21 protein-coding genes and 1 tRNA gene are annotated in these 21,947 nt (G+C 62.6%); 10 read left to right on the top strand and 12 right to left on the bottom strand.

Annotated features, from left to right (window positions below; genetic code table 11):
- Positions 1 to 58: 58 nt before the first annotated feature.
- The 3 genes from cgtA to rplU form a co-directional block, all read right to left on the bottom strand.
- Positions 59 to 1,174 (bottom strand): Obg family GTPase CgtA, encoded by a 1,116-nt coding sequence (gene cgtA, locus BLT65_RS20030; RefSeq protein WP_091780161.1) that lies wholly within the window; start codon positions 1,172 to 1,174, stop codon positions 59 to 61.
- 220 nt (positions 1,175 to 1,394) lie between these two features.
- Entirely contained in the window at positions 1,395 to 1,658 is a 264-nt protein-coding gene (gene rpmA / locus BLT65_RS20035; protein WP_007747163.1) for a 50S ribosomal protein L27, read from the bottom strand.
- A gap of 24 nt (positions 1,659 to 1,682) precedes the next feature.
- Entirely contained in the window at positions 1,683 to 1,994 is a 312-nt protein-coding gene (gene rplU, locus BLT65_RS20040) for a 50S ribosomal protein L21 (RefSeq protein WP_007747161.1), read from the bottom strand.
- 238 nt (positions 1,995 to 2,232) lie between these two features.
- On the opposite strand from rplU, the gene BLT65_RS20045 reads away from it, so the two are divergent.
- The 9 genes from BLT65_RS20045 to BLT65_RS20085 all read left to right on the top strand — a co-directional run bounded on the left by BLT65_RS20045 (position 2,233) and on the right by BLT65_RS20085 (position 10,178).
- Complete coding sequence (locus BLT65_RS20045; protein WP_091780164.1) at positions 2,233 to 3,225, top strand: polyprenyl synthetase family protein; 993 nt, start codon at positions 2,233 to 2,235, stop codon at positions 3,223 to 3,225.
- A 52-nt stretch (positions 3,226 to 3,277) separates the two neighbouring features.
- Positions 3,278 to 3,354 (top strand) — tRNA-Pro (locus tag BLT65_RS20050).
- 179 nt (positions 3,355 to 3,533) lie between these two features.
- Positions 3,534 to 4,838, top strand: coding sequence for an HlyC/CorC family transporter (locus BLT65_RS20055; RefSeq protein WP_091780167.1), 1,305 nt, complete (start codon positions 3,534 to 3,536; stop codon positions 4,836 to 4,838).
- A 94-nt stretch (positions 4,839 to 4,932) separates the two neighbouring features.
- Complete coding sequence (locus BLT65_RS20060) at positions 4,933 to 6,186, top strand: GspE/PulE family protein (RefSeq protein WP_091780170.1); 1,254 nt, start codon at positions 4,933 to 4,935, stop codon at positions 6,184 to 6,186.
- Entirely contained in the window at positions 6,183 to 7,406 is a 1,224-nt protein-coding gene (locus BLT65_RS20065; protein WP_091780173.1) for a type II secretion system F family protein, read from the top strand. Before BLT65_RS20060 ends, BLT65_RS20065 begins: the two co-directional genes overlap by 4 nt.
- Positions 7,407 to 7,437: 31 nt before the next feature.
- Complete coding sequence (locus BLT65_RS20070; RefSeq protein WP_091780177.1) at positions 7,438 to 8,367, top strand: prepilin peptidase; 930 nt, start codon at positions 7,438 to 7,440, stop codon at positions 8,365 to 8,367.
- A 3-nt stretch (positions 8,368 to 8,370) separates the two neighbouring features.
- Positions 8,371 to 8,973 (top strand): dephospho-CoA kinase, encoded by a 603-nt coding sequence (gene coaE, locus BLT65_RS20075; protein ID WP_042307886.1) that lies wholly within the window; start codon positions 8,371 to 8,373, stop codon positions 8,971 to 8,973.
- Between the two features lie 195 nt (positions 8,974 to 9,168).
- Positions 9,169 to 9,924: a cell division protein ZapD gene (zapD, locus tag BLT65_RS20080; RefSeq protein WP_007747120.1), complete on the top strand. Its 756-nt coding sequence runs from the start codon at positions 9,169 to 9,171 to the stop codon at positions 9,922 to 9,924.
- A gap of 59 nt (positions 9,925 to 9,983) precedes the next feature.
- Entirely contained in the window at positions 9,984 to 10,178 is a 195-nt protein-coding gene (locus BLT65_RS20085; protein WP_081920924.1) for a DNA gyrase inhibitor YacG, read from the top strand.
- 66 nt (positions 10,179 to 10,244) lie between these two features.
- Here the strand turns inward: BLT65_RS20085 and BLT65_RS20090 are convergent, their stop codons facing one another.
- The 4 genes from BLT65_RS20090 to secA form a co-directional block, all read right to left on the bottom strand.
- Positions 10,245 to 10,679: an NUDIX domain-containing protein gene (locus tag BLT65_RS20090; RefSeq protein ID WP_091780180.1), complete on the bottom strand. Its 435-nt coding sequence runs from the start codon at positions 10,677 to 10,679 to the stop codon at positions 10,245 to 10,247.
- Positions 10,676 to 11,545, bottom strand: coding sequence for an ATP-binding protein (locus tag BLT65_RS20095; RefSeq protein WP_091780183.1), 870 nt, complete (start codon positions 11,543 to 11,545; stop codon positions 10,676 to 10,678). The genes BLT65_RS20090 and BLT65_RS20095 overlap by 4 nt, the downstream gene beginning before the upstream one ends.
- Before the next feature lie 17 nt (positions 11,546 to 11,562).
- Entirely contained in the window at positions 11,563 to 12,804 is a 1,242-nt protein-coding gene (argJ, locus tag BLT65_RS20100; protein WP_091780186.1) for a bifunctional glutamate N-acetyltransferase/amino-acid acetyltransferase ArgJ, read from the bottom strand.
- A gap of 149 nt (positions 12,805 to 12,953) precedes the next feature.
- The gene (gene secA, locus BLT65_RS20105; RefSeq protein WP_091780189.1) at positions 12,954 to 15,767 is read right to left on the bottom strand and encodes a preprotein translocase subunit SecA; all 2,814 of its coding nucleotides are present in this window, start codon (positions 15,765 to 15,767) and stop codon (positions 12,954 to 12,956) included.
- 312 nt (positions 15,768 to 16,079) lie between these two features.
- Between secA and BLT65_RS20110 the strand changes: the two genes are divergently transcribed.
- Entirely contained in the window at positions 16,080 to 16,583 is a 504-nt protein-coding gene (locus BLT65_RS20110; protein ID WP_091780192.1) for a DciA family protein, read from the top strand.
- Positions 16,584 to 16,674: 91 nt separating this feature from the next.
- Here BLT65_RS20110 and lpxC read toward each other — a convergent pair whose 3' ends face one another.
- From lpxC to BLT65_RS20135, 5 genes are all read right to left on the bottom strand, one after another.
- On the bottom strand, positions 16,675 to 17,592 hold the full coding sequence (lpxC, locus tag BLT65_RS20115; RefSeq protein ID WP_042307875.1) for a UDP-3-O-acyl-N-acetylglucosamine deacetylase: 918 nt from the start codon (positions 17,590 to 17,592) through the stop codon (positions 16,675 to 16,677).
- A gap of 270 nt (positions 17,593 to 17,862) precedes the next feature.
- Positions 17,863 to 18,372, bottom strand: coding sequence for a peroxiredoxin (locus BLT65_RS20120; protein ID WP_091780195.1), 510 nt, complete (start codon positions 18,370 to 18,372; stop codon positions 17,863 to 17,865).
- A 239-nt stretch (positions 18,373 to 18,611) separates the two neighbouring features.
- A complete protein-coding gene (ftsZ, locus tag BLT65_RS20125; RefSeq protein WP_007747082.1) occupies positions 18,612 to 19,805 on the bottom strand; it encodes a cell division protein FtsZ in 1,194 nt (397 codons plus the stop codon).
- A 123-nt stretch (positions 19,806 to 19,928) separates the two neighbouring features.
- On the bottom strand, positions 19,929 to 21,161 hold the full coding sequence (gene ftsA, locus BLT65_RS20130) for a cell division protein FtsA (RefSeq protein WP_028371745.1): 1,233 nt from the start codon (positions 21,159 to 21,161) through the stop codon (positions 19,929 to 19,931).
- A 27-nt stretch (positions 21,162 to 21,188) separates the two neighbouring features.
- Positions 21,189 to 21,941: a cell division protein FtsQ/DivIB gene (locus tag BLT65_RS20135; protein ID WP_007747075.1), complete on the bottom strand. Its 753-nt coding sequence runs from the start codon at positions 21,939 to 21,941 to the stop codon at positions 21,189 to 21,191.
- Between the last annotated feature and the right edge of the window lie 6 nt (positions 21,942 to 21,947).

Here is a 21,947-nt window from a genome sequence, read left to right on the forward strand (position 1 = left end):
AGATGATTCGTAAGGCCGGCGCATGCTGGGAGTGCGCCGGCGTCCAGGGTACGGCTGCTTACTCCTGCGGCTCGACGGGTGTTCCCGCGGCACCGCCCGCCTGCCCCTCGCGGAAGCGCACGTCAGCGGCCAGATCCTCGGCTTCCGCCTCGCGGTGCGCATCCGAATGCTCGGAGATGTAGTCGTACACGGCGTAGCACAGGTTTTCGCAGCCTTGGCCCGTGAGCGCCGAGATTTCGAAGACCGGGCCATCCCATTCGAAGCCCTTCCGGAATTTGGCCACGCGTGCTTCGCGCTCGTCTTCAGGAACCATGTCGAGCTTGTTCAGCACGAGCCAGCGAGGCTTGCCGAACAGCTCTTCGTCGTACTTGCGCAGCTCGTTGACGATCGCCTTCGCTTCCGCGACGGGATCTACAGCTTCGTCAAACGGCGCGAGATCGACGATATGCAGCAGCAAGCCCGTGCGCTGCAAGTGCCGCAGGAACTGATGACCCAGGCCAGCGCCTTCCGCCGCGCCTTCGATCAGCCCCGGAATGTCGGCGATCACGAAGCTGCGGCTCGGCCCGACGCGCACGACGCCGAGATTCGGCGCGAGCGTGGTGAACGGATAATCCGCGATTTTCGGCTTCGCGTTCGACACCGACGAGATAAACGTCGACTTGCCTGCGTTCGGCATACCGAGCAAACCGACGTCGGCCAGCACCTTCAATTCGAGGCGCACCATCCGGCGCTCGCCCGGCTTGCCTTCCGTCTTCTGACGCGGCGCGCGATTCGTACTGGACTTGAAATGCAGGTTACCGAGGCCGCCCGAGCCGCCCTGCGCGATCTGCACAGTCTGGTTGTGCTCGGTAAGGTCGGCGATCAGCTCGCCCGTATCCATGTCGGTGATGATCGTGCCGACGGGCATGCGCAACGTGATGTCGTCGCCGCCCTTGCCATAGCAATCCGAGCCACGACCGTTTTCGCCGTTGCGCGCCTGATGCTTTTTCGCGTAGCGGTAGTCGATCAGCGTGTTGATGTTGCGGTCTGCGACTGCAAAGACGCTGCCGCCGCGGCCGCCGTCGCCGCCGTCCGGACCGCCGAACGGGACGAATTTCTCGCGGCGCATCGACGCGCTGCCATCTCCTCCGTCGCCGGCGATGACTTCAATCCTCGCTTCGTCAATGAACTTCATGCGTTACTCCGTCCCGTAGGTATTGCTATTTTGCCGCGCGTGACGCGCGCGCACCATTGGCCAAACGGCCAGTTTGAGTCTGATTCTTGTCCCATCGCGACAACGAGATGCCGCAACGGCGCAGGTCCGCGAATAGAAGTCCGAAAAGCCTGCAAACAAAAAGGCCCCGCAAACTTCGCGGGGCCTTTTTTCCGGTCCTGAAGCCCGTGCCTGACTAAGCTCAGACAGCAGCCGGGACGACGTTGACCAGATGCTTCTTGCCGGCGCCCTTCGTCGTGAACTTGACGTGGCCGTCCGTCAGCGCGAACAAGGTGTGGTCCTTGCCGATGCCGACGTTTTCACCCGGGTGCATACGCGTGCCGCGTTGACGCACGATGATGCCGCCAGCCAGGATCGCCTGACCGCCGTACACTTTCACGCCAAGTCGCTTCGACTCGGAGTCGCGGCCGTTCCGGGACGATCCGCCTGCCTTTTTGTGTGCCATTTGTTAGCTCCTTGCCCGATGCGCTTACGCGTTGATCGCGTCGATGCGCAGTTCGGTGTAGTTCTGGCGGTGGCCGCCATGCTTCTGGTAGTGCTTCCGGCGGCGCATCTTGAAGATGGTCACTTTCTTGTGACGACCTTGAGACACGACGGTAGCTTTGACGGAAGCCCCACTGACCAGCGGCGTACCGAACTTAATCGATTCGCCTTCGCCCACTGCGAGAACCTGGTCGAGCGTGATTTCAGCGTCAATGTCTGCCGGTATCTGTTCTACTTTAAGTTTTTCGCCGACAGCAACTTTATACTGCTTGCCGCCGGTTTTTATGACCGCGTACATTGAAAACCTCACTCTGGATTCATTTTCCCCACGCACCACGCGCGGAAACCCTCGATTATACATAGAGTTAGCTGCGCGGTCAAAATCAGTTGACAACGACCGCGATCACCCGTCCCGTGCGCGACAAATGCAGGCGATCCATCCGCAAACGGGTCAAAACGGCCATGAACTAATGGTGTCCGGCGCGGAAATGCCGCAGTTCGCCTTATAATTCGCGGCACTACCCGAATTCGCCACCATGTCGTCAACCGCCACCCCCACCCCCAACGCAGCAAATCTGCTCGCTCCGATCGCCGAAGACATGCAGCAGGTGAATCGCGTCATCCGGCACCGTCTGGCGTCCGAGGTGATGCTGATCAACCAGATCTCCGAGTACATCATCAGTGCCGGAGGCAAGCGCCTGCGGCCCGCGCTGCTGTTGCTCGTGTCAGGCGCGCTCGGCGACAGGACGGGGTATCGGCACGAACTGGCGGCCGTCGTCGAGTTCATCCATACGGCCACGCTCCTGCACGACGACGTCGTCGACGAATCCGATCTACGCCGTGGCCGCCAGACGGCGAATGCGCTGTTCGGCAACGCGGCGAGCGTGCTGGTCGGTGACTTTCTGTATTCCCGCTCGTTCCAGATGATGGTCGGCGTGGGGAAGATGCGTGTGATGGAGATTCTTTCGGAAGCGACCAACATCATTTCCGAAGGCGAAGTGCTGCAGTTGTTGAACATGCACGACGCCGACGTCGACGAAGCGCGTTACATGCAGGTGATCCGCTACAAGACGGCGAAACTGTTCGAGGCGGCGGCTCAGTTGGGCGCTGTGCTGGCGGGCGCGGACGCGACCATTGAAGCTGCCGCAGCAGAATTCGGCCGGCGCATCGGCACGGCATTCCAGATCATGGACGACTGGCTCGACTACACGGGCACGCCGGAATCGATGGGCAAGAACGCCGGCGACGACCTGCGTGAAGGCAAGCCGACGCTGCCACTCATCTATCTGATCGAACGCGGCACGGCAGAGCAGGCGGCGCTTGCGCGCGAGGCAATCGAGCAAGGCGGCACGGACCGCTTCGACGAAATTTTCGAGGCCATCACGCGTTCCGGCGCGCTGGATCACACGCTCGAATGCGCGAAGCAGGAAGCACAGGCCGCAGTTGCAGCAATTTCTTCGTTTCCCGATTCCATTTACAAAGAAAGCCTGCTAGAATTATGTTCTTACTCGACGACGAGGCAGTCTTAAATAAGACTGAAACGCCGGATTAGTCCGGATCGAGTGAACCGCAGTACCAAATCGGGGTGTAGCTTAGCCTGGTAGAGCGCTACGTTCGGGACGTAGAGGCCGGAGGTTCGAATCCTCTCACCCCGACCAGATTATGAAAAAACCGCGCATTGCGCGGTTTTTTTTCGTCCGTCGTACGGACAGGGGCAATCGCGTACTGCCGCGCATTGAAAGGCTGCGCGAGATCCAAGCTGCCCGTCCGCCCACTGAGGGCTCCCAGCCCCTCTGCTATATTCTCCCAATCCCTCCCCTTCTCTTATTCACGTCGCGTGGAACAACTTCCCTTATGGGCGCAAATAGGCGCCGTCGTCCTGCTTCTCATCTGCTCCAGCTTCTTTGCCATTTCCGAGACAGCGATGATGGCGATCAACCGCCATCGCCTGAAACATCTCGCGACCAAGGGTGCGCTCGGCGCGAAGACCACTCAAGGCCTGCTCGCGCGCACGGATGAACTGCTCAGCACCGTCCTGATCGGCAACAACCTGTTCAACACGATCATCCCCGTGCTGACCACGTCGATCGCGTTGCACACCTTCGGCAGCAATAACGTCGTGCTGTCGATCGCGACGGGTATCGTCGCGTTTCTCATCATCGTGTTCGCCGAAATCACGCCGAAGATCGTCGGCGCAACGTTCCCGGAAAAGATCGCGCTTCCCGCCAGCCTGCTGATCGCGCCGCTCATGCGCGTGTCGAAGCCGCTGATCTGGTTCGTCAACCTGTTCGCGAACTCCATCCTGCGCGTGCTGCATATCAATACCAAGGGCGCGCACGACCAGCGGCTGTCGACGGAGGAGCTGCGCACCATCGTGCTCGAGTCCGGCAGCTTCATGCCGACCAAGCACCGCAGCATTCTGCTCAACCTGTTCGACCTCGAAAACATTACGGTCGACGACGTGATGATCCCGCGCCGCCGCATCGAAGCCCTCGACTTCGACGCGCCATTCGAGCAGATCATGCATCAGCTCGAAACCTGCTATCACAACAAGCTGATCGTCTATCAAGGCGATTTCGACCGAGTGCTCGGCGTGCTCCACGTGCGCAAGACGCTATCCGCCCTGCACAACCAGGAACTGGAACGCGACACGCTGCGCGAACTGCTCGCGGAGCCGTACTTCGTGCCGACGGGCACGCCCGTTTTCCAGCAGCTCCAGTTCTTCCAGGAAAGCCGTCATCGCACTGCGCTCGTCGTCGATGAGTACGGCGAACTGCAGGGACTCGTGACACCCGAGGACATCATCGAGGAACTGATCGGCGAGTTCACGACGTCCGTGCCGCGTAGCGCCAGTTCGCGCGGCGGCTGGAACGAGGAAGGTGAATGCATCGTCGCTGGCAGCATGCCGCTGCGCGAGTTGAACCGCTGGCTGCAACTGAAGTTGCCGACGGACGGCCCGAAAACGCTGAACGGATTGATCCTGGAAGTTCTCGAAGAAATTCCAGAAGGCGATGTCTGCGTAAAGATCAACGACATCAAAATCGAAGTTCTTCGCAGCGACGATCAGGCAATCAGAACAGTTAAGATCTTTCGCCCCGGTCCCGCACCGGGGTCGAAGATCAAGCGGCTTGTCGGCCGCTGACCGCGCACCTGGCCATTCGGCTGAATAGCGGCCCCCTGCGCGATACCGGATGATGAGCCGTCATGTTTTACAGGCGGCTCGCAGCCGGCTTCCCATGCGCACCTCTTCTCTGTCCGCAGCACCCTCGCCCAACGTCGCCACGAACAGGCCGGCGCTTCAACCCACCACGCCTGACGCGGACAGCCCGCCCGCCGTACGCCTGCTCGCCGACACGCTGCAGGAAGCCGCGCGCCTCAACGCATCCGATCTGCACATCGAACCGATGGAGCACGGCTGGCGGATGCGTCTGCGCGTCGACGGCGTGCTGCACGAGCTTGGGCGGCCACCCGCGCATCTGCGCGACGCGTTCATCACGCGCGTGAAAGTGCTGGCGCGCATGGATATCGCTGAGCGGCGCGTGCCGCAGGACGGCCGCTTGCGCCTGCCAATCGCGGCAGGTCGCGTCGAAGACTATCGCGTGAACTCGCTGCCCACGCTGTTCGGCGAAAAACTCGTGCTGCGGCGGCTCGAAGCGCTGCCCGCAAATCTCTCGCTCGATTCGCTCGGACTCGCGCCCGGGCAGCGCGACATCGTGGACCGGTCGATCCGCTCACCTCACGGGCTCGTGCTCGTCACGGGTCCGACGGGAAGCGGCAAGACGATGTCGCTGTACTGCTTCCTGCAACTGCTGAATGCCGAGTCGCGCAATCTCTGTTCGGTCGAAGATCCAGCCGAAATCCAGCTCGCGGGCATCAACCAGGTCAGCGTGCGCGACAAGGCCGGGTTGACGTTTGCCGTCGCGCTGCGGGCGTTCCTGCGTCAGGACCCGGACGTCATCATGGTCGGCGAAATCCGTGACGAAGAGACAGCCGACGTCGCAGTCAAGGCAGCGCAAACAGGGCACCTCGTCCTGTCAACACTGCATACGAACGATGCGCCCGCGGCCATCGCGCGTCTGATCGACATCGGCGTCGAGCCCTACAACCTCGCGGCCGCGCTGCGACTTGTCACGGCGCAGCGGCTGGTGCGGCGTCTGTGTCCTGCATGCAGGCAAGCTGCGCCGGAAACGCCCACTTCGCTACGCGCGGCCGGCGTGTCCGACGATCAGATAGCGCACTGGCGCCCCTACGTTCCACAGGGATGCGAAGCGTGTCATGGGATCGGCTTTCGCGGACGAATCGGCATTCATCAAACCATGCCCGTTTCGGACGCGATGCGCGAACTCATCGTCGCGCGCGCCGGTACGCATGAGATCGCGCGACAGGCACACATCGAGCGCGTGCAAACCTTGCGCGAAGCCGCGCTGGCCCGCGCTTTCGACGGCACGACGAGCCTCGCCGAAGCATTGAGCGCAACGGAGGTCGCATGACGGCTACGACCATCCAGGAACAGCGCTTCGAGTGGCGTGCGTTCGACGCGCAAGGCGTGCGTCGGCGCGGAATGGTAATCGCGCCGCATCTCTCGACAGCGCGCGCGTTGCTGAAACAGGACGCACTCTATGCCGTCGAATGGACTGCGCGCGGCGCAGCGCCTCAGCCCACAGCACGCGCCGCCGACGTCACATTGTTCACTCGCCAGCTGTCGAGTCTGCTGCGCGCGGGCTTGCCGCTTGCGCCATCGCTCGAACTGTTGGCGCATGCATCATCGAATGAGCACGCGCGAACCAAGGGCATGCCGCGCATCCTGCACGCGTTAGCGCGTGATATCACCGCGGGCTTGGGCTTTTCGTCGGCGCTTGCCCGTCACCCGGCGCAGTTCGGCGCGTTGTACTGCCAACTGGTCGAGGTCGGCGAGGCATCGGGCGCGCTGTCGACCGTCCTTGCACGGCTCGCCGACGACCGCGAGCGCGCTGCCGCCCAGCGCGCGAAAGTGCGCGCCGCGCTCACCTACCCCGTCGCGATCCTGCTGCTCGCGCTCGCCATCACAGCCGCGCTGCTCGTGTGGGTCGTCCCGACGTTCAAGCAGATCTTCGACGGCTTCGGCGCGAAGCTGCCGGCGCCGACGCAACTCGTACTCGCGATGTCCGCCGCGGCTGGCCGCTGGAGCGTGCCACTCGCCTCGCTCGCGTGCGTGCTCATGTTCGCGATGCGTCGCGTGTTGCGGCGCTCGGAAGCGGCTCGTCTTCAGTTCGCCCGCGCGATGCTGCGTCTGCCCGTCGCCGGCTCGCTGCTCACGACGCTGTGCGCAGCGCGCTGGAGCCGCGCGCTCGGCACGTTACTGTCGGCCGGCACGCCGCTCGCCGATGCATTCGATTCGCTCACGCATGCAACCGGCAACGCCTGGTTCGATCGCGCGACAGTCGCGATCTCAGCGCAACTTAGACGCGGCGTGCGGCTCGCGCCCGCGATGCGTGAAGCGCAATGTTTCCCCGAAGAAATCGTGCAACCCGTCGCCATCGCCGAAGAGTCGGGCACGCTGGATACGATGCTGCTCGACGTGGCGTCGCTGAGCGATCGTCAGGTAGACGAAAAGATTGCGGGCCTCGCGAGCCTGTGCGAGCCGCTCGTGATCGTCGTGCTGGGCGGGCTGGTCGGCGGGCTGGTCGTCGCGATGTATCTTCCCATCATCCAACTTGGCAACGTGGTGTAGTAGCATCGCAGCCGAATCCAGACAATCGATCATGCCGACCACGCTCACGTCCGTGTCAGAACCTTCCTTCAGCGGCCCGCTCGCCCGTTTCGCAGACAGCCTCGGCGCGGCCTTCGGCATGTTGCCTGCGGGTGCGCAGATCGCATTCGTGATTGCGTTCGGTCTGGTGATCGGCAGCTTCCTGAACGTTGTCGTGCATCGCTTGCCGATCATGCTCGAGCGCGCATGGCGCGCCGAAGTGAGCGAAGCGACGGACCACGCATTCGATGAAGACGGCCTGCCCGAGCGCTACAACCTCTGGTTGCCGCGCAGCGCATGCCCACATTGCGGCCACGTGCTGCGCGCGTGGGAGAACGTCCCGGTGCTCAGCTATCTGCTGTTGCGCGGCCGGTGCTCGCACTGCAAGACGCACGTGAGCTTTCGATATCCGCTGCTCGAACTGTCGAGCGCGGCGCTGGCCCTGGGCGCGCTCATCTCGTTTGGCGCAACGGGCACCGCGCTCGCTGCGTTCGCCCTATGCGCGACGCTGCTGGCAATGAGCGCGATCGATATCGACACACACCTGTTGCCGGACTCGATGACCTTGCCGTTGCTCTGGGCCGGCCTCATCGTCAATTTCAATGCAGTGTTCGCGAGTCTGCACGACGCCGTGATCGGCGCGATTGCAGGCTATCTGGCGCTGTGGTGCGTACATTGGGTGTTCAAGATCGTGCGAGGCGTCGAAGGCATGGGTTATGGCGACTTCAAGCTGCTCGCCGCGCTCGGCGCGTGGCTCGGTTGGGCCGCGCTGCCGCAGATCATTCTGATTGCCGCCGTGACGGGCGCCGTCGTCGGCCTGGTGGCGACATGGATCGGGCGCATGCGTTTCGAAGAGCCGCTGCCCTTCGGTCCGTTCCTCGCGGCAGGCGGCGCCGTGACGCTATTCGTCGGCACGCCGCTTTACATGGCTTTGGGAGGCTGACGCATGTTTGCTGTTGGATTGACGGGCGGCATCGGCAGCGGCAAGTCCACGGTTGCCGATCTGTTCGCAAAACGCGGCGTGACCCTCGTCGATACCGACGTGATTGCGCATCGCATCACCGCGCCGCGGGGGCTCGCCATGCCGTCCATCGCGACGGAGTTCGGTCCGTCATTCGTTGCCTCAGACGGCTCGCTCGATCGCGCCCGTATGCGCGCGCTGGTTTTCAGCGACGAGAATGCGCGCAAACGGCTCGAAGCAATCACGCATCCTTTGATCCGCGCGGAGACAGAGCGTCAGCGTCAACAGGCGCCGGGACCTTATGTGATCGTCGTCGTGCCGTTGCTCGTCGAATCAGGTAGCTGGAAAACGCGTGTGAATCGCGTGCTGGCCGTCGATTGCAGCGTCGAGACGCAGATCGCGCGCGTCATGCGCCGCAATGCGTTCACGCGCGAACAGGTACTCGCGATCATCGCGCGCCAGGCCACGCGCGAAGCGCGCCTTGCCGCCGCCGACGACGTAATCGTCAACGACAACCGCTCCCTCGAAGAACTCGACGTTGACGTCGATCAGCTTCATCGCACGTATGTTTCGCTCGCGGGTGCCTAAGCCGTGAGCGATTCTGTGCATTGTCGGTAGCGTGCGCGCATGTTGTCGGGATCAGCATCTACACGCAACGAATGCGCGTAATACCGCTCAAAAATTGACAGAAGCTCGCCAAAAAAGTGTGTGATTGCTAGGGTAGTCTCACGGCATTAGAATGTCCTGCAATTCCGTCACCGACCACGCCCGAGGCGAGCCCGCTTGATCCTTTACGAGTATCCCTTCAATGAGCGAATCCGGACGCTGCTGCGCCTCGAAGATCTGTTCGAGCGCTTCACGTTCTTTCTGACTCAGGAAGATGCCAGGGAACATCACGTCGCGCTGACTACGCTGTTCGAAATCTCGGAAGTCGCGGGCCGCGCGGATCTGAAGTCCGATTTGATGAAGGAACTGGAGCGGCAGCGTCAAACGCTCGCTCCGTTTCGCGGTAATCCCGGCATCGAGCAGAACGCACTCGAAGCCGTCCTCGGCGAAATCGAACAGACGCTCGCCGGGCTGACGCAAATGCAAGGCAAGACTGGCCAGCATCTTGCTGACAACGAATGGCTCGCGAGCATTCGCAGCCGCGCGATCATCCCGGGCGGCACCTGCAAGTTTGATCTTCCGTCGTACTACGCGTGGCAGCAGACGCATCCCGACCAGCGTCGCCAGGACATTGCCAAGTGGGTCATGCCGCTTCTGCCGCTACGTGACGCAGCTGCCATCGTGCTGCGGCTTGCGCGCGAATCGGGGCAGGCGTCGAAAGTGATGGCCATGCAGGGCAGTTACCAGCAAATGCTGTCGGGTCGCACGTATCAGCTGATGCAGGTACGCGTGGCACCGGAATTGCGGGTGATTCCGGAGGCCAGTGCCAACAAGTACATGTTGTGGGTGCGCTTCACCGTGCAGGACGGCGATCTGCGTCCGCGCGCGGTCGATGTCGACGTGCCGTTCCAGTTGACGCTGTGCAGTCTTTAAACTAACGCGAACAGCCTCACTTAGTTGGCTTCATTGTTTGCGATTGAACGTTTTATCGAATGGTCACTGTAGTCAAATGCCCAAGCTGCGGTAGAGATGTCCGCTGGACTCCCGAGAACCGCTTCCGTCCCTTCTGTTCCGAGCGCTGCAAGCAGGTCGATCTCGGCGCGTGGGCTGCCGAGAAATACAAGATCGGCGGCACCGACGAAGAACCGCCAACCGACGACACGCCCGGCGAGCACCGCTCGCACTGAACGGGCACATCGCGCGTCGCCATCCGTAGCGAGGCGGAAGCCGCACCAGGCGACGCCGCCTTCAGGTCACTCCGCCGCGAGCCACTCCAGCACGGGAATCGTCGCGGGCAACAGCGGCGACACCTGCGCTGGCAGCGTCTGCCACGCGAACGCCTGACCTTCGCGCCCGTGCGGCTCGCCGTGCCACGCCGTCACCTTGCAGAAATAGAGACGCACGTAGGCGTGCGGGTAGTCGTGCTCGAGCACGTGCCAGCGATGGCTCGCCTGCACGTCGATGCCGAGTTCTTCGTGCAGTTCGCGCGCGAGCGCCGCTTCCACCGTTTCACCCGGCTCCAGCTTGCCGCCCGGAAACTCCCAATAGCCTTCGTACGGTTTACCGGCGGGCCGTTGCGCGAGCAGATAGCGGCCATCGGGCTGAACGAGCACGCCGACGGCCACTTCCGTGACGGGACGGCCAGCTTCGTTCAACTCGCTAGCGTGGCTTTGCGCTGCGTCGCTCATGCCTGTGCCCGCTTGCCGGACCAGTCGCGCGCGAACTGCCACGCGACGCGCCCCGAGCGCGAGCCGCGCTCCAGCGCCCAGATCAGCGCGTCACCGCGCGCCGCTTCGACATCGGCGTCGTTGCAGCCGAAGTGATGCAGCCAGTGCGCGACGATCGACAGATAGTCGTCCTGCTTGAACGGGTAGAAACTGACCCACAGGCCAAAGCGCTCGGACAGCGAGATCTTTTCTTCGACCACTTCGCCTGGATGAATTTCGCCGTCGGACGTGTGCTTGTACGTCTCGTTGTCGCTCATGTACTCGGGCAGCAGATGGCGGCGATTCGACGTCGCGTAGATCAGCACATTGTCCGACTGCGCGGCCACCGATCCATCGAGTGCCACCTTCAGCGCCTTGTAGCCCGACTCACCCTCTTCGAACGACAGGTCGTCGCAGAATACGATGAAGCGTTCGGGACGCGCCGAGATCAGATCGACGATATCGCCCAGATCGTGCAGATCGTCCTTGTCGACTTCGATCAGACGCAGACCGTCCTTCGAATACGCGTTCAGGCACGCCTTGATCAGCGACGACTTGCCCGTGCCACGCGCGCCCGTAAGCAGCACGTTGTTGGCGGGCTGCTTGCTGACGAACTGCTTCGTGTTCTGCTCGATCAGGTTTTTCTGGCGATCAATGTTCTGCAGATCGTCGAGCGAAATCAGCGAGATTGCGGGAACCGGCTGCAAGTAGCCGCGCCCCTGGCGCTTGCGCCAGCGGAACGCAACAGCCGCGGACCAGTCGATTTGCGGCGAAGCCGGCGGAAGCATCGCTTCGAGCCGCACCAGCACGGCTTCGGCGCGGCTCAGGAATTGTTCGAGTTTATCCATGTCGTGATCGGCGTGAATCAGGAACGGTAGTCGGCGTTGATGCTTACGTAATCATGCGACAGATCGCACGTCCAGATCGTCGCTTGCGCATCGCCGCGACCAAGCACGACGCGAATCAGGATTTCGGCCTTCTTCATCACGCGCTGCCCGTCTTCTTCCTTGTACTCGGGGTTGCGCCCGCCCGCTTTCGCGACGAGCACATCATCCAGATACAGGTCGATCTTGCCCACATCGAGGTCCGTCACGCCTGCATAGCCGATGGCGGCCAGAATGCGGCCGAGGTTCGGATCCGATGCGTAGAACGCCGTCTTCACGAGCGGCGAATGGCCGATCGCGTAAGCGATCTGGCGGCACTCGGCGACAGTCGATCCGCCTTCGACCTGCACCGTCATGAACTTCGTCGCGCCTTCGCCGTCGCGCACGATCAGTTGCGAGAGCGTCTGCGCCGTTTCCGTCACGGCATCGCGCAGGGCGACATAGGCGGGCGAATCCGTCGACGTGATGGCAGGCAGGGTCGACTTGCCCGATGCGATCAGGATGAACGAGTCGTTGGTCGACGTATCGCCGTCGATCGTGACGCAGTTGAACGAGCGGTCTGCGACATGCTTGACCAGTTCGTCGAGCACCGGTTGCGCGACATTGGCATCGAATGCGAGAAAGCCGAGCATCGTCGCCATGTTCGGCTTGATCATGCCCGCGCCCTTGCTGATGCCCGTCATGGTCACCGTGTGGCCGTCGACCTTGACCTGGCGCGACACGGCTTTCGGCAGCGTGTCGGTGGTCATGATGGCCTGCGCGGCGTCGTACCAGTGGGCAGCCTGACGGTTCGCCAGCGCGGCCGGCAAACCGGCTTTCAGTCGATCAATAGGCAGCGGCTCGAGAATCACGCCCGTCGAGAACGGCAGCACCTGCTCGGGCGCGATACCCGCGAGGCGCGCGAGTTCGTCGCACGTTTCGCGCGCGTGCGCCATGCCCGGCTCGCCCGTGCCAGCGTTCGCATTGCCCGTGTTCACGACCAGTGCGCGAATGCCCTTGCCGCCCGCGCGTACATGCTCCAGATGCTCGCGGCACACCGTCACGGGCGCTGCGCAAAAGCGGTTCAACGTGAACACGCCCGCGACCGTCGCGCCTTCGTCGACGGAAATGACGAGCACGTCCTTGCGGTTCGGCTTGCGGATATTCGCCTCGGCCCAGCCTAGCGTGACGCCGGCGACGGGATAGAGTTGAGCGGGATCGATCAAGGGGAAATTGACAGCCATGTTTGCGACCTGTCGAGACTGAAATGCCGGCGGACGCCGGCATTAGGGATCAAAAGTGATGGCGCCAGATGGACCTGCGCCACCGCGAAATCACCAGCAATGCACGCTTCAAACGACGCGGCGCGCTTAACGCGCGCCGCCTTCGTGTGTCACGCAATCTTGCCGTGGCACTGCTTGTACTTCTTGCCGCTGCCGCACGGGCAGGGATCGTTCCGGCCGACCTTCGGCACGTTGTCGCCAGACAGCGGCGCCGCGGCGCTCTGGCCGTGAGCCATCGCATCGCCGATCATCGCTGCTGCCGCATTCGCCGCGACGGGCGCCGCCGCGACAGCCGCGCCGCCTTCTGCGTAATCGGCATGGCGAAACTCGACGTTGTCCACCAGATGGCTGCCTTGCTCTTCCATCTGCTCGGCGGCCAGTTCCAGCTGTTCCGGCGACTGGATCTGCACATTCATGACGATGCGCGTGACTTCCAGCTTCACCGAGTCGAGCATCGCTGCAAACAGTTCGAACGCTTCGCGCTTGTACTCCTGCTTCGGGTTCTTCTGCGCATAGCCGCGCAGATGAATACCCTGGCGCAGGTGATCGAGCGCGGCGAGGTGTTCGCGCCAGCTGCGGTCCAGTGTCTGCAGCATGACCGAGCGCTCGAACGCGCTGAACGACTCGCGGCCTACCTGCTCGACCTTCGACTCGTAAGCTTCGTCCGCTGCCGCAGTCACGGCTTCGAGAATCTCGTCGGCGTTGATCGACTGTGATTCGTTGATCATCTCCTGAATGGCGAGGTCGAGCTGCCAGTCGTTGCGCAGCACTTCTTCGAGTTCAGGCACATCCCACTGCTCTTCGATGCTGCCCGCCGGCACGAACTGATGGACGATGTCGCTAACCACGCCGTGACGCATCGCGCCGATCGTTTCGGTGATGTCGTGCGCTTCGAGCAGTTCGTTGCGCTGCTGGTAGATCACCTTGCGCTGATCGTTCGACACGTCGTCGTATTCGAGCAGTTGCTTACGGATATCGAAGTTGCGCGCTTCGACCTTGCGCTGCGCCGATTCGATCGAACGCGTGACGATGCCCGCTTCGATCGCCTCGCCTTCCGGCATCTTCAGGCGGTCCATGATGGCGCGCACGCGGTCGCCCGCGAAAATGCGCAGCAGCGGATCTTCCAGCGACAGATAGAAACGCGACGAGCCCGGATCGCCCTGACGGCCCGCGCGGCCGCGCAACTGGTTGTCGATACGGCGCGATTCATGGCGCTCGGTGCCGATGATGTGTAGACCGCCCGCAGCCTTCACCTGATCGTGCAGCGCTTGCCATTCGTCGTGCAGCTTCTGGATGCGGCCCGCCTTTTCGTCTTCGGGGATCGTCAGATCGGCTTCGATGAACGCGGCCTGCTTTTCGGCATTGCCGCCCAGCACAATGTCGGTACCGCGACCGGCCATGTTGGTGGCGATCGTGACGCGCTTCGGACGGCCCGCTTCCGCGACGATTGCCGCTTCACGCGCGTGCTGCTTCGCGTTCAGCACTTCGTGCGGCAAACCGGCCTTGTTCAGCAGTTGCGACAGCACTTCGGAATTTTCGATCGACGTCGTGCCGACCAGCACCGGCTGGCCACGCTCGTAGCAGTCGCGGATGTCGCGAATGACGGCGTTGTAGCGTTCCATCGCCGTCTTGTAGATCTGGTCCTGCTTGTCGATCCGCTTCGGCGGGCGATTGGTCGGAATCACGACCGTCTCAAGCCCGTAGATCTCGTTGAATTCGTACGCTTCCGTGTCGGCCGTACCCGTCATGCCGGACAGCTTCGCGTACATGCGGAAATAGTTCTGGAACGTGATCGATGCGAGCGTCTGGTTCTCGCTCTGGATCTTCACGTGTTCCTTCGCTTCGACGGCCTGATGCAGACCATCCGACCAGCGCCGGCCCGCCATCAGACGGCCCGTGAATTCGTCGACGATCACCACTTCGTTGTTCTGCACGACGTAGTGCTGGTCTTTGTAAAACAGCGTGTGCGCACGCAGCGCGGCGTACACGTGGTGCATCAGCGTGATGTTCTGCGGCGCGTAGAGGCTTTCGCCCTCGCCGATCAGGCCCCACTCGGCGAGCAGACGCTCGGCCTTTTCGTGGCCCGATTCCGTCAGGAACACCTGGCGCGCCTTTTCGTCCAGCGTGTAGTCGCCCGGCTTTTCGACGCCCGTGCCGTCGGCCTTCTCCTCGCCGATCTGGCGGTCGAGCAGCGGCGGCAGCGCGTTCATGCGCACGTAGAGTTCGGTGTGATCTTCGGCCTGGCCCGAGATGATGAGCGGCGTCCGCGCTTCGTCGATCAGGATCGAGTCCACTTCGTCGACGACCGCGAAATTCAGTGCCCGCTGCACGCGCGCATCGGTCTCGTAGACCATGTTGTCGCGCAGGTAGTCGAAGCCGAACTCGTTGTTCGTGCCGTACGTGATGTCCGCGGCGTACGCTTCCTGCTTCATGCCGTGGTCCATCTGCGACAGGTTGATACCCACCGACAGACCGAGGAAGTTGTACAGGCGCGCCATCCACTCAGCGTCGCGTTGGGCGAGGTAGTCGTTCACCGTGACGACGTGCACGCCGCGGCCCGAGAGCGCGTTCAGGTACACGGGTAGCGTGGCGACCAGCGTCTTGCCCTCGCCCGTGCGCATTTCCGCGATCTTGCCGTAGTGCAGGACCATGCCGCCGATCAGCTGCACGTCGAAGTGCCGCATCTTCAGCACGCGCTTGCTCGCCTCGCGACAGACCGCGAACGCCTCGGGCAGAAGCTTGTCGAGCGACTCGCCGCTGCTCACGCGTTGCCGGAATTCCGTGGTTTTCGCGCGCAGTTGATCATCCGTCAATTGCTCGATCTGCGGTTCGAGCGCATTGATCGCCGTGACGGTCTTTTGATATTGCTTGACGAGCCGCTGGTTGCGGCTGCCAAAAATCTTTTGTAGAAAACCGGTGGTCATCGGATCGTGGTTGCGTCGCGGCTTCGGCGGGGGGTTGCAAGGCCGGTTTTAACACCCTTTCACCTTGTTGCAACTCGTTGTCGGAGGGGCCTCGGCGGCTTAGGTCCAAGAGTAAATTCGAATCACGGATTTTAGCACGCGCCCCCGCGTACGCCTGTGTCAGCGGCAAGAAGCCTGGCCATCCGGCCAGGGCGAAAGCGCTGCCGATGTCGGCGTCCCGCATGTCGGGAGGCGGGGGTTGCGCGCCAGTTCCGCACGGTACAATCCCGGCATCGGGCACGCGCGGGGCGCGGGCCGTCACCAGAATCCCAGATGAGCCGTTTCTCACCGTTTTCAAGGCAGTCGCTCAAGCCCGGCCCGAAGCTGGGCTCGAAGTCGTTCGGCGTACGCAGGCCGCAGGCGGTGGTCGAGGTCCTAAACCGCACCGATGCATTCGCCGCGCTGCGCGCGGGCGTCGAGCAGGTTGCCGCGCTGGAGCGCGATCTCGCCGAGTTGCTGCCCGACTATCTGGCGACTACCGTCGAGCCCGGCTTCATCAAGGACGGCGTGCTGGCGCTGTTTGCCGCCCACAATGCGCTCGCCGCGCGGCTGCGGCATCTGGAACCGCGTCTGCTGTCGGAATTGCAGCAGCGCGGCTGGGCCGTCAATGCGCTGAAGATTCGCGTGCGTCCGCAATCTGTGAAAGAGCCACCGCGCGTCAAGCAGGCGCGCATGTCGCGCGCGGGCGCGGACGCGCTGCACGAACTGAGCGAAACGCTGGAACCGTCGCCGTTGCGAGAAGCGCTGGCGCGCATGGCGGCTCGTCACCGGAAATGAGTGTGCGCATCACGTGCTGAAATGAAAAAAGCGACCGTTCAGGTCGCTTTTTCATTTCAGCCCCGGTTGTCACCGAGGCGACAGACTGGCCTTAGGCAAAAGCCGTCTGCGTATCGTACGCGAAACCGCGCGGCGCCTTCTGCGTATCGTCGAACGTGACGATTTCGTACGAATCTTCATGCGCCAGCAGTTCGCGCAGCAGTGCGTTGTTCAGGCCGTGGCCCGACTTGTACGCGTCATATGCCGCGAGCAACGGGTGGCCGACCACGTACAGATCGCCAATCGCGTCCAGCATCTTGTGCTTCACGAATTCGTCGTCGTACCGCAGACCGTCGTTGTTCAGGATGCGGTACTCGTCGAGCACGATCGCGTTGTCCATGCTGCCGCCGCGCGCCAGACCCAGCTCGCGCATCATTTCGACTTCATGCGCGAAGCCGAACGTACGCGCACGAGCGATTTCACGCACATACGACGTGTTCGCGAAATCCACCTCGAGCGCCTGGCCCGTCTTGTCGACAGCGGGATGGCGGAAGTCGATCGTGAACTTCAGCTTGAAGCCAAAGTACGGGTCGAGTCGCGCAAACTTGTCGCCGTCGCGGATTTCGACGGGCTTGGTGACCTTGATGAACTTCTTCGCTGCGTTCTGCTCTTCGATGCCCGCCGACTGGATCAGGAACACGAAGGACGCTGCGCTGCCGTCCATGATGGGAATTTCTTCAGCGGTGACGTCGACGTAGAGGTTGTCGATCCCGAGGCCCGCACACGCGGACATCAAGTGCTCGACCGTCGACACGCGCGCGCCGTCTTTCTGCAACACCGATGCGAGCCGCGTATCGCCAATCGCCATTGCGGACGCGGGAATGTCCACCGGCGTGGGCAAATCCACGCGGCAAAACACAATACCCGTATCCGGCGCCGCCGGGCGGAGCGTCAGGTCGACCTTCCGCCCCGAATGCAGGCCGATGCCAACCGTCTTGACGATTTGTTTGATAGTGCGCTGCTTCAACATGATGGTCTTCTATTCGATTGAAAATCCCAATCAGGATTTTTTAATTCATAGCACGAATTATACTCCAATCGTTTCCGGAGCGTCGTTGCGCTGGCGTTTCAATCTGTTTCTCTACGTTACCTAATCGGGAAGCGTGACGGGCCGATGCCCGGAACGGAGGCGTTTCCGGTCATCGGCCCGCGTTACGGCCTGTCACAACAGCGTCACGAAAAGCGTTGCCGCAGCGCAACAAACCACTCTGCGCGGCTGCGACGAAGCTTCAAGGCCGTGTCATGGCTGGCTCAGCGTCGCGAGAATACTGGCCGCATCGCTCACTTCGAACTTGCCGGGTGCCTCGACGTGCAGCGTCTTGACCACGCCGTCGTCGACCACCATCGCGTAGCGCTGGGAACGGATTCCCATGCCGCGCGCCGACAAATCCTGCTCCAGACCGAGGGCTCGGGTGAAAGCCGCGCTTCCGTCCGCCATCATGCGCACCTTGCCCGAGGTGTGCTGATCGCGTGCCCACGCGCCCATCACGAACGCGTCGTTGACGGATACGCACCAGATTTCGTCGATACCAGCAGTACGCAATTTCTCTGCCTGCTCGACATAGCCCGGCACGTGCTTCGCCGAACAGGTGGGCGTGAACGCGCCCGGCAATCCGAAGATCACCACGCGCTTGCCCGCCGTCTGCTCGCGCACGTCGAAGCTGTTCGGCCCGATCGTGCAGCCCTCGCGTTCGTCTTCGATCAATTCGTAAACGGTCGCCTGGGGAAGCTTTTCACCTACCTTAATCATGCTCGTTCCTTCGCATCGATGCGGAGCACGCTCGCACGGTCTCGTGCCGCAGTGGAGTATTCATCCGGCGACAGTGACCCGATCCGCTTCACAACCACGAAGAGGGCACTTGTCCATGCCGCGCGTGCAATCCAACGCGGCCTTTTTGCCGTTCCACCCGCCACGCTCGTGCAGTTCTGCTGCGCGTAATCAACCATCAATCAAGATTACGCCGCAGAAAGCCCGCTCCTGCGTGAACCTCAGTCCGCCTGCTTGCGCAGGAAGGCCGGGATGTCGTACGTGTCGACGCCCTTTTCCTGCAGCGCCTGCACGTGCGAAGCAGCCGTATCACGCGAGGTGCGCCACACTGCCGGCGTATCCAGCGAACCGTAGTCCGCCGTCGCTGCGTGATGCGGCGTGTACGCATGTTGCATTGCGCCCACCGGCTGGTTGTCCGTACCCGTGCGCAGCAGCGTCATCGGTGCCGATTGCTGCTTCTTCGCAGCGCGGCCCAGACCCGTTGCCACTACCGTCACGCGCAGCGCATCGCCCATTGCGTCGTCGTACACCGCGCCGAAAATCACGGTCGCGTCATCGGCAGCATAGCTCTTAATCGTGTTCATCACTTCGCGCGTTTCCGACAGACGCAGCGAACGGCTCGACGTGATGTTCACCAGCACGCCACGCGCGCCCGACAGATCGACGCCTTCCAGCAGCGGGCTCGCAACGGCCTGTTCCGCCGCGAGACGCGCGCGATCGACGCCAGCCACCGTCGCCGTGCCCATCATCGCCTTGCCCTGCTCGCCCATCACCGTCTTCACGTCTTCGAAGTCGACGTTCACCAGACCGTCGACGTTGATGATTTCCGCGATACCGGCAACTGCGTTGTTGAGCACGTCGTCAGCGCACTGGAAGCACTTGTCCATCTCGGCGTCATCGCCCATCACCTCGAACAGCTTGTCGTTCAGGACGACGATCAGCGAGTCGACGTGATCCTCCAGTTGCTGCGAACCGGCTTCGGCGACGCGCATGCGCTTGCCGCCTTCGAACTCGAAAGGCTTGCTGACGACACCAACCGTCAGGATGCCCATTTCCTTGGCGATCTGCGCGACCACGGGTGCTGCGCCCGTGCCCGTGCCGCCGCCCATGCCTGCCGTGATGAACACCATGTGCGCGCCACGCAGTGCGTCCGCGATGCGCTCACGTGCTTCTTCTGCTGCCGAGCGGCCCATTTCCGGCTTCGCGCCTGCGCCAAGACCCGTGTTGCCCAACTGGATGACATTCGGCGCGCGCGAGCGCGACAGCGCCTGTGCGTCCGTGTTCATCACGATGAAGTCGACGCCTTGCACGCCGCGATTGATCATGTGCGTGACTGCATTGCCGCCCGCACCACCGACGCCCACCACCTTGATGATGGTGCCGTTGGTTTCCGTTTCCAGCATCTGGAATTCCATGTTGCCTCCGTCAAGAAAAAAAGAACCACTTCCTCGGCCGTTATTCGGCAAGAGATCGGGCAACCTCCTGTCGCGCGCCGGCCGCCGGCACCGGCGCGAATTTCCCTTTTGCTTCGAATTCTTTTAGAAATTGCCGAGGAACCAGTCCTTCATCCTCGTGAACACCTGACCCATCGATCCCGACTGCACCGCGACCTTGCGGCCACGCATGCGTTGCGAGCGTCCTTCGACTAGCAAACCCATTGCCGTCGAATAGCGCGGATTGCGCACCACGTCCGCGAGACCGCCTGCATACTCCGGCACGCCGATGCGCACCGGCTTCAGGAAAATGTCCTCACCCAGCTCGACCATGCCCGGCATCATCGACGCGCCGCCCGTCAGCACGACGCCCGAGCTCAGCAGCTCTTCGTAACCCGACTCGCGCACCACCTGCTGCACGAGCGAAAACAGTTCTTCGACGCGCGGCTCGACCACGGCCGCGAGCGCCTGGCGCGACAGCGTGCGAGGACCACGCTCGCCCAGACCCGGCACCTCGATCATCTCGTCGGGATCGGCAAGTGCCTGCTTCGCGATGCCGTAGCTGACCTTGATGTCTTCGGCATCCGGCGTCGGCGTGCGCAGCGCCATCGCGATATCGCTCGTGATCTGGTCGCCGGCAATGGGGATCACGGCCGTGTGACGGATCGCGCCTTCGCTGAAGATGGCAATGTCAGTCGTGCCGCCGCCGATATCGACCAGCACCACGCCCAGTTCCTTCTCGTCTTCCGTCAGCACCGCGAGCGACGACGCGAGCGGCTGCAGGATCAGATCGTTCACTTCGAGGCCGCAGCGGCGCACGCACTTGACGATGTTCTGCGCCGCGCTCACCGCGCCCGTCACGATGTGGACCTTCACTTCGAGGCGGATGCCGCTCATGCCGATCGGCTCGCGCACATCTTCCTGGCCGTCGATGATGAATTCCTGCGTCAGGATGTGCAGCACCTGCTGATCGGTCGGAATGTTGATCGCCTTGGCCGTCTCGATCACACGCGCGACGTCCGTCTGCGTCACTTCCTTTTCCTTGATCGCGACCATCCCGCTCGAATTGAAGCTGCGGATATGGCTGCCAGCGATCCCGGTGAACACGTTCGTGATCTTGCAGTCGGCCATCAGTTCGGCTTCTTCGAGCGCGCGCTGAATAGACTGCACCGTGGCCTCGATGTTCACCACGACGCCTTTCTTGAGCCCTTTCGATTCGCTCTGGCCGAGTCCGATCACCTCGTAATGACCTTCGCCCTTCAGCTCGGCGACGATGGCGACCACTTTCGCCGTGCCGATGTCGAGGGCTACCAGCAGATCTTTATAGTCTTTACTCATAGCGTGCTCATTGCGTGTGATGTCCTGTTACTTCTTGCCCTTGTCGGGTTCCGTAATGAAGCGCATGCCTGCCGCACGAATGGCGAAACCGTTCGGATAACGCAAGTCCGCATATTCGATGTCCTTCCCCCAACGTTGCGTCACCGCGCCCCATGCCGCGGTGAGCCGCTTGCAGCGGTCGTAGAGCGTGTCCTGATTGCGCTCGCGTCCAATTTCGACCTGCATGCCGTTCGACAGCTTCACCGTCCACGCAAAGCGTGGTGTCAGTGTCACTTCATCCGGCGTCGCCCCTACGGGCGCGAACCACTTCTTGAAGTCCTGATAACGCGCGACGACTTCTTTCGCGGACCCATCCGGGCCATCGAACGCGGGCAGCTCTTCTTCGAGCTCGCCCTGGTTCGCCGTGAACACCTCTCCGTCGGTGCTCACCAGCTGATCGGCTCCCCATGTGCCGAGCGGCTTGTACTCTTCGAGCGTCACCGCGAGCGCATTCGGCCAAACGCGGCGCACGCTCGCGTGACGCACCCACGGCATCTGCTCGAACGCCTGGCGCGCCGTGTCGAGATCGACAGTGAAGAAGTTGCCCTTCAACCGGCCGACCACACCCGCGCGCACCGTCGGCGAGTTGATGTGCTCGGTATCGCCATCGATACGGATCTCGCGCAGCGTGAAGTTCGGGCGCTGGATCAGCCAGTACGCGCCCGCCGCCAGCAGCACGAGCAGCAACAACGCGTGCAACGCGTTGGCGGCGAGATTGAGCTGGCGTACGTTGTTCCACATGATCCG

This window comes from Paraburkholderia steynii (genome assembly GCF_900100565.1).
In the GTDB taxonomy this organism is placed as follows: Bacteria; Pseudomonadota; Gammaproteobacteria; order Burkholderiales; family Burkholderiaceae; genus Paraburkholderia; species Paraburkholderia terrae.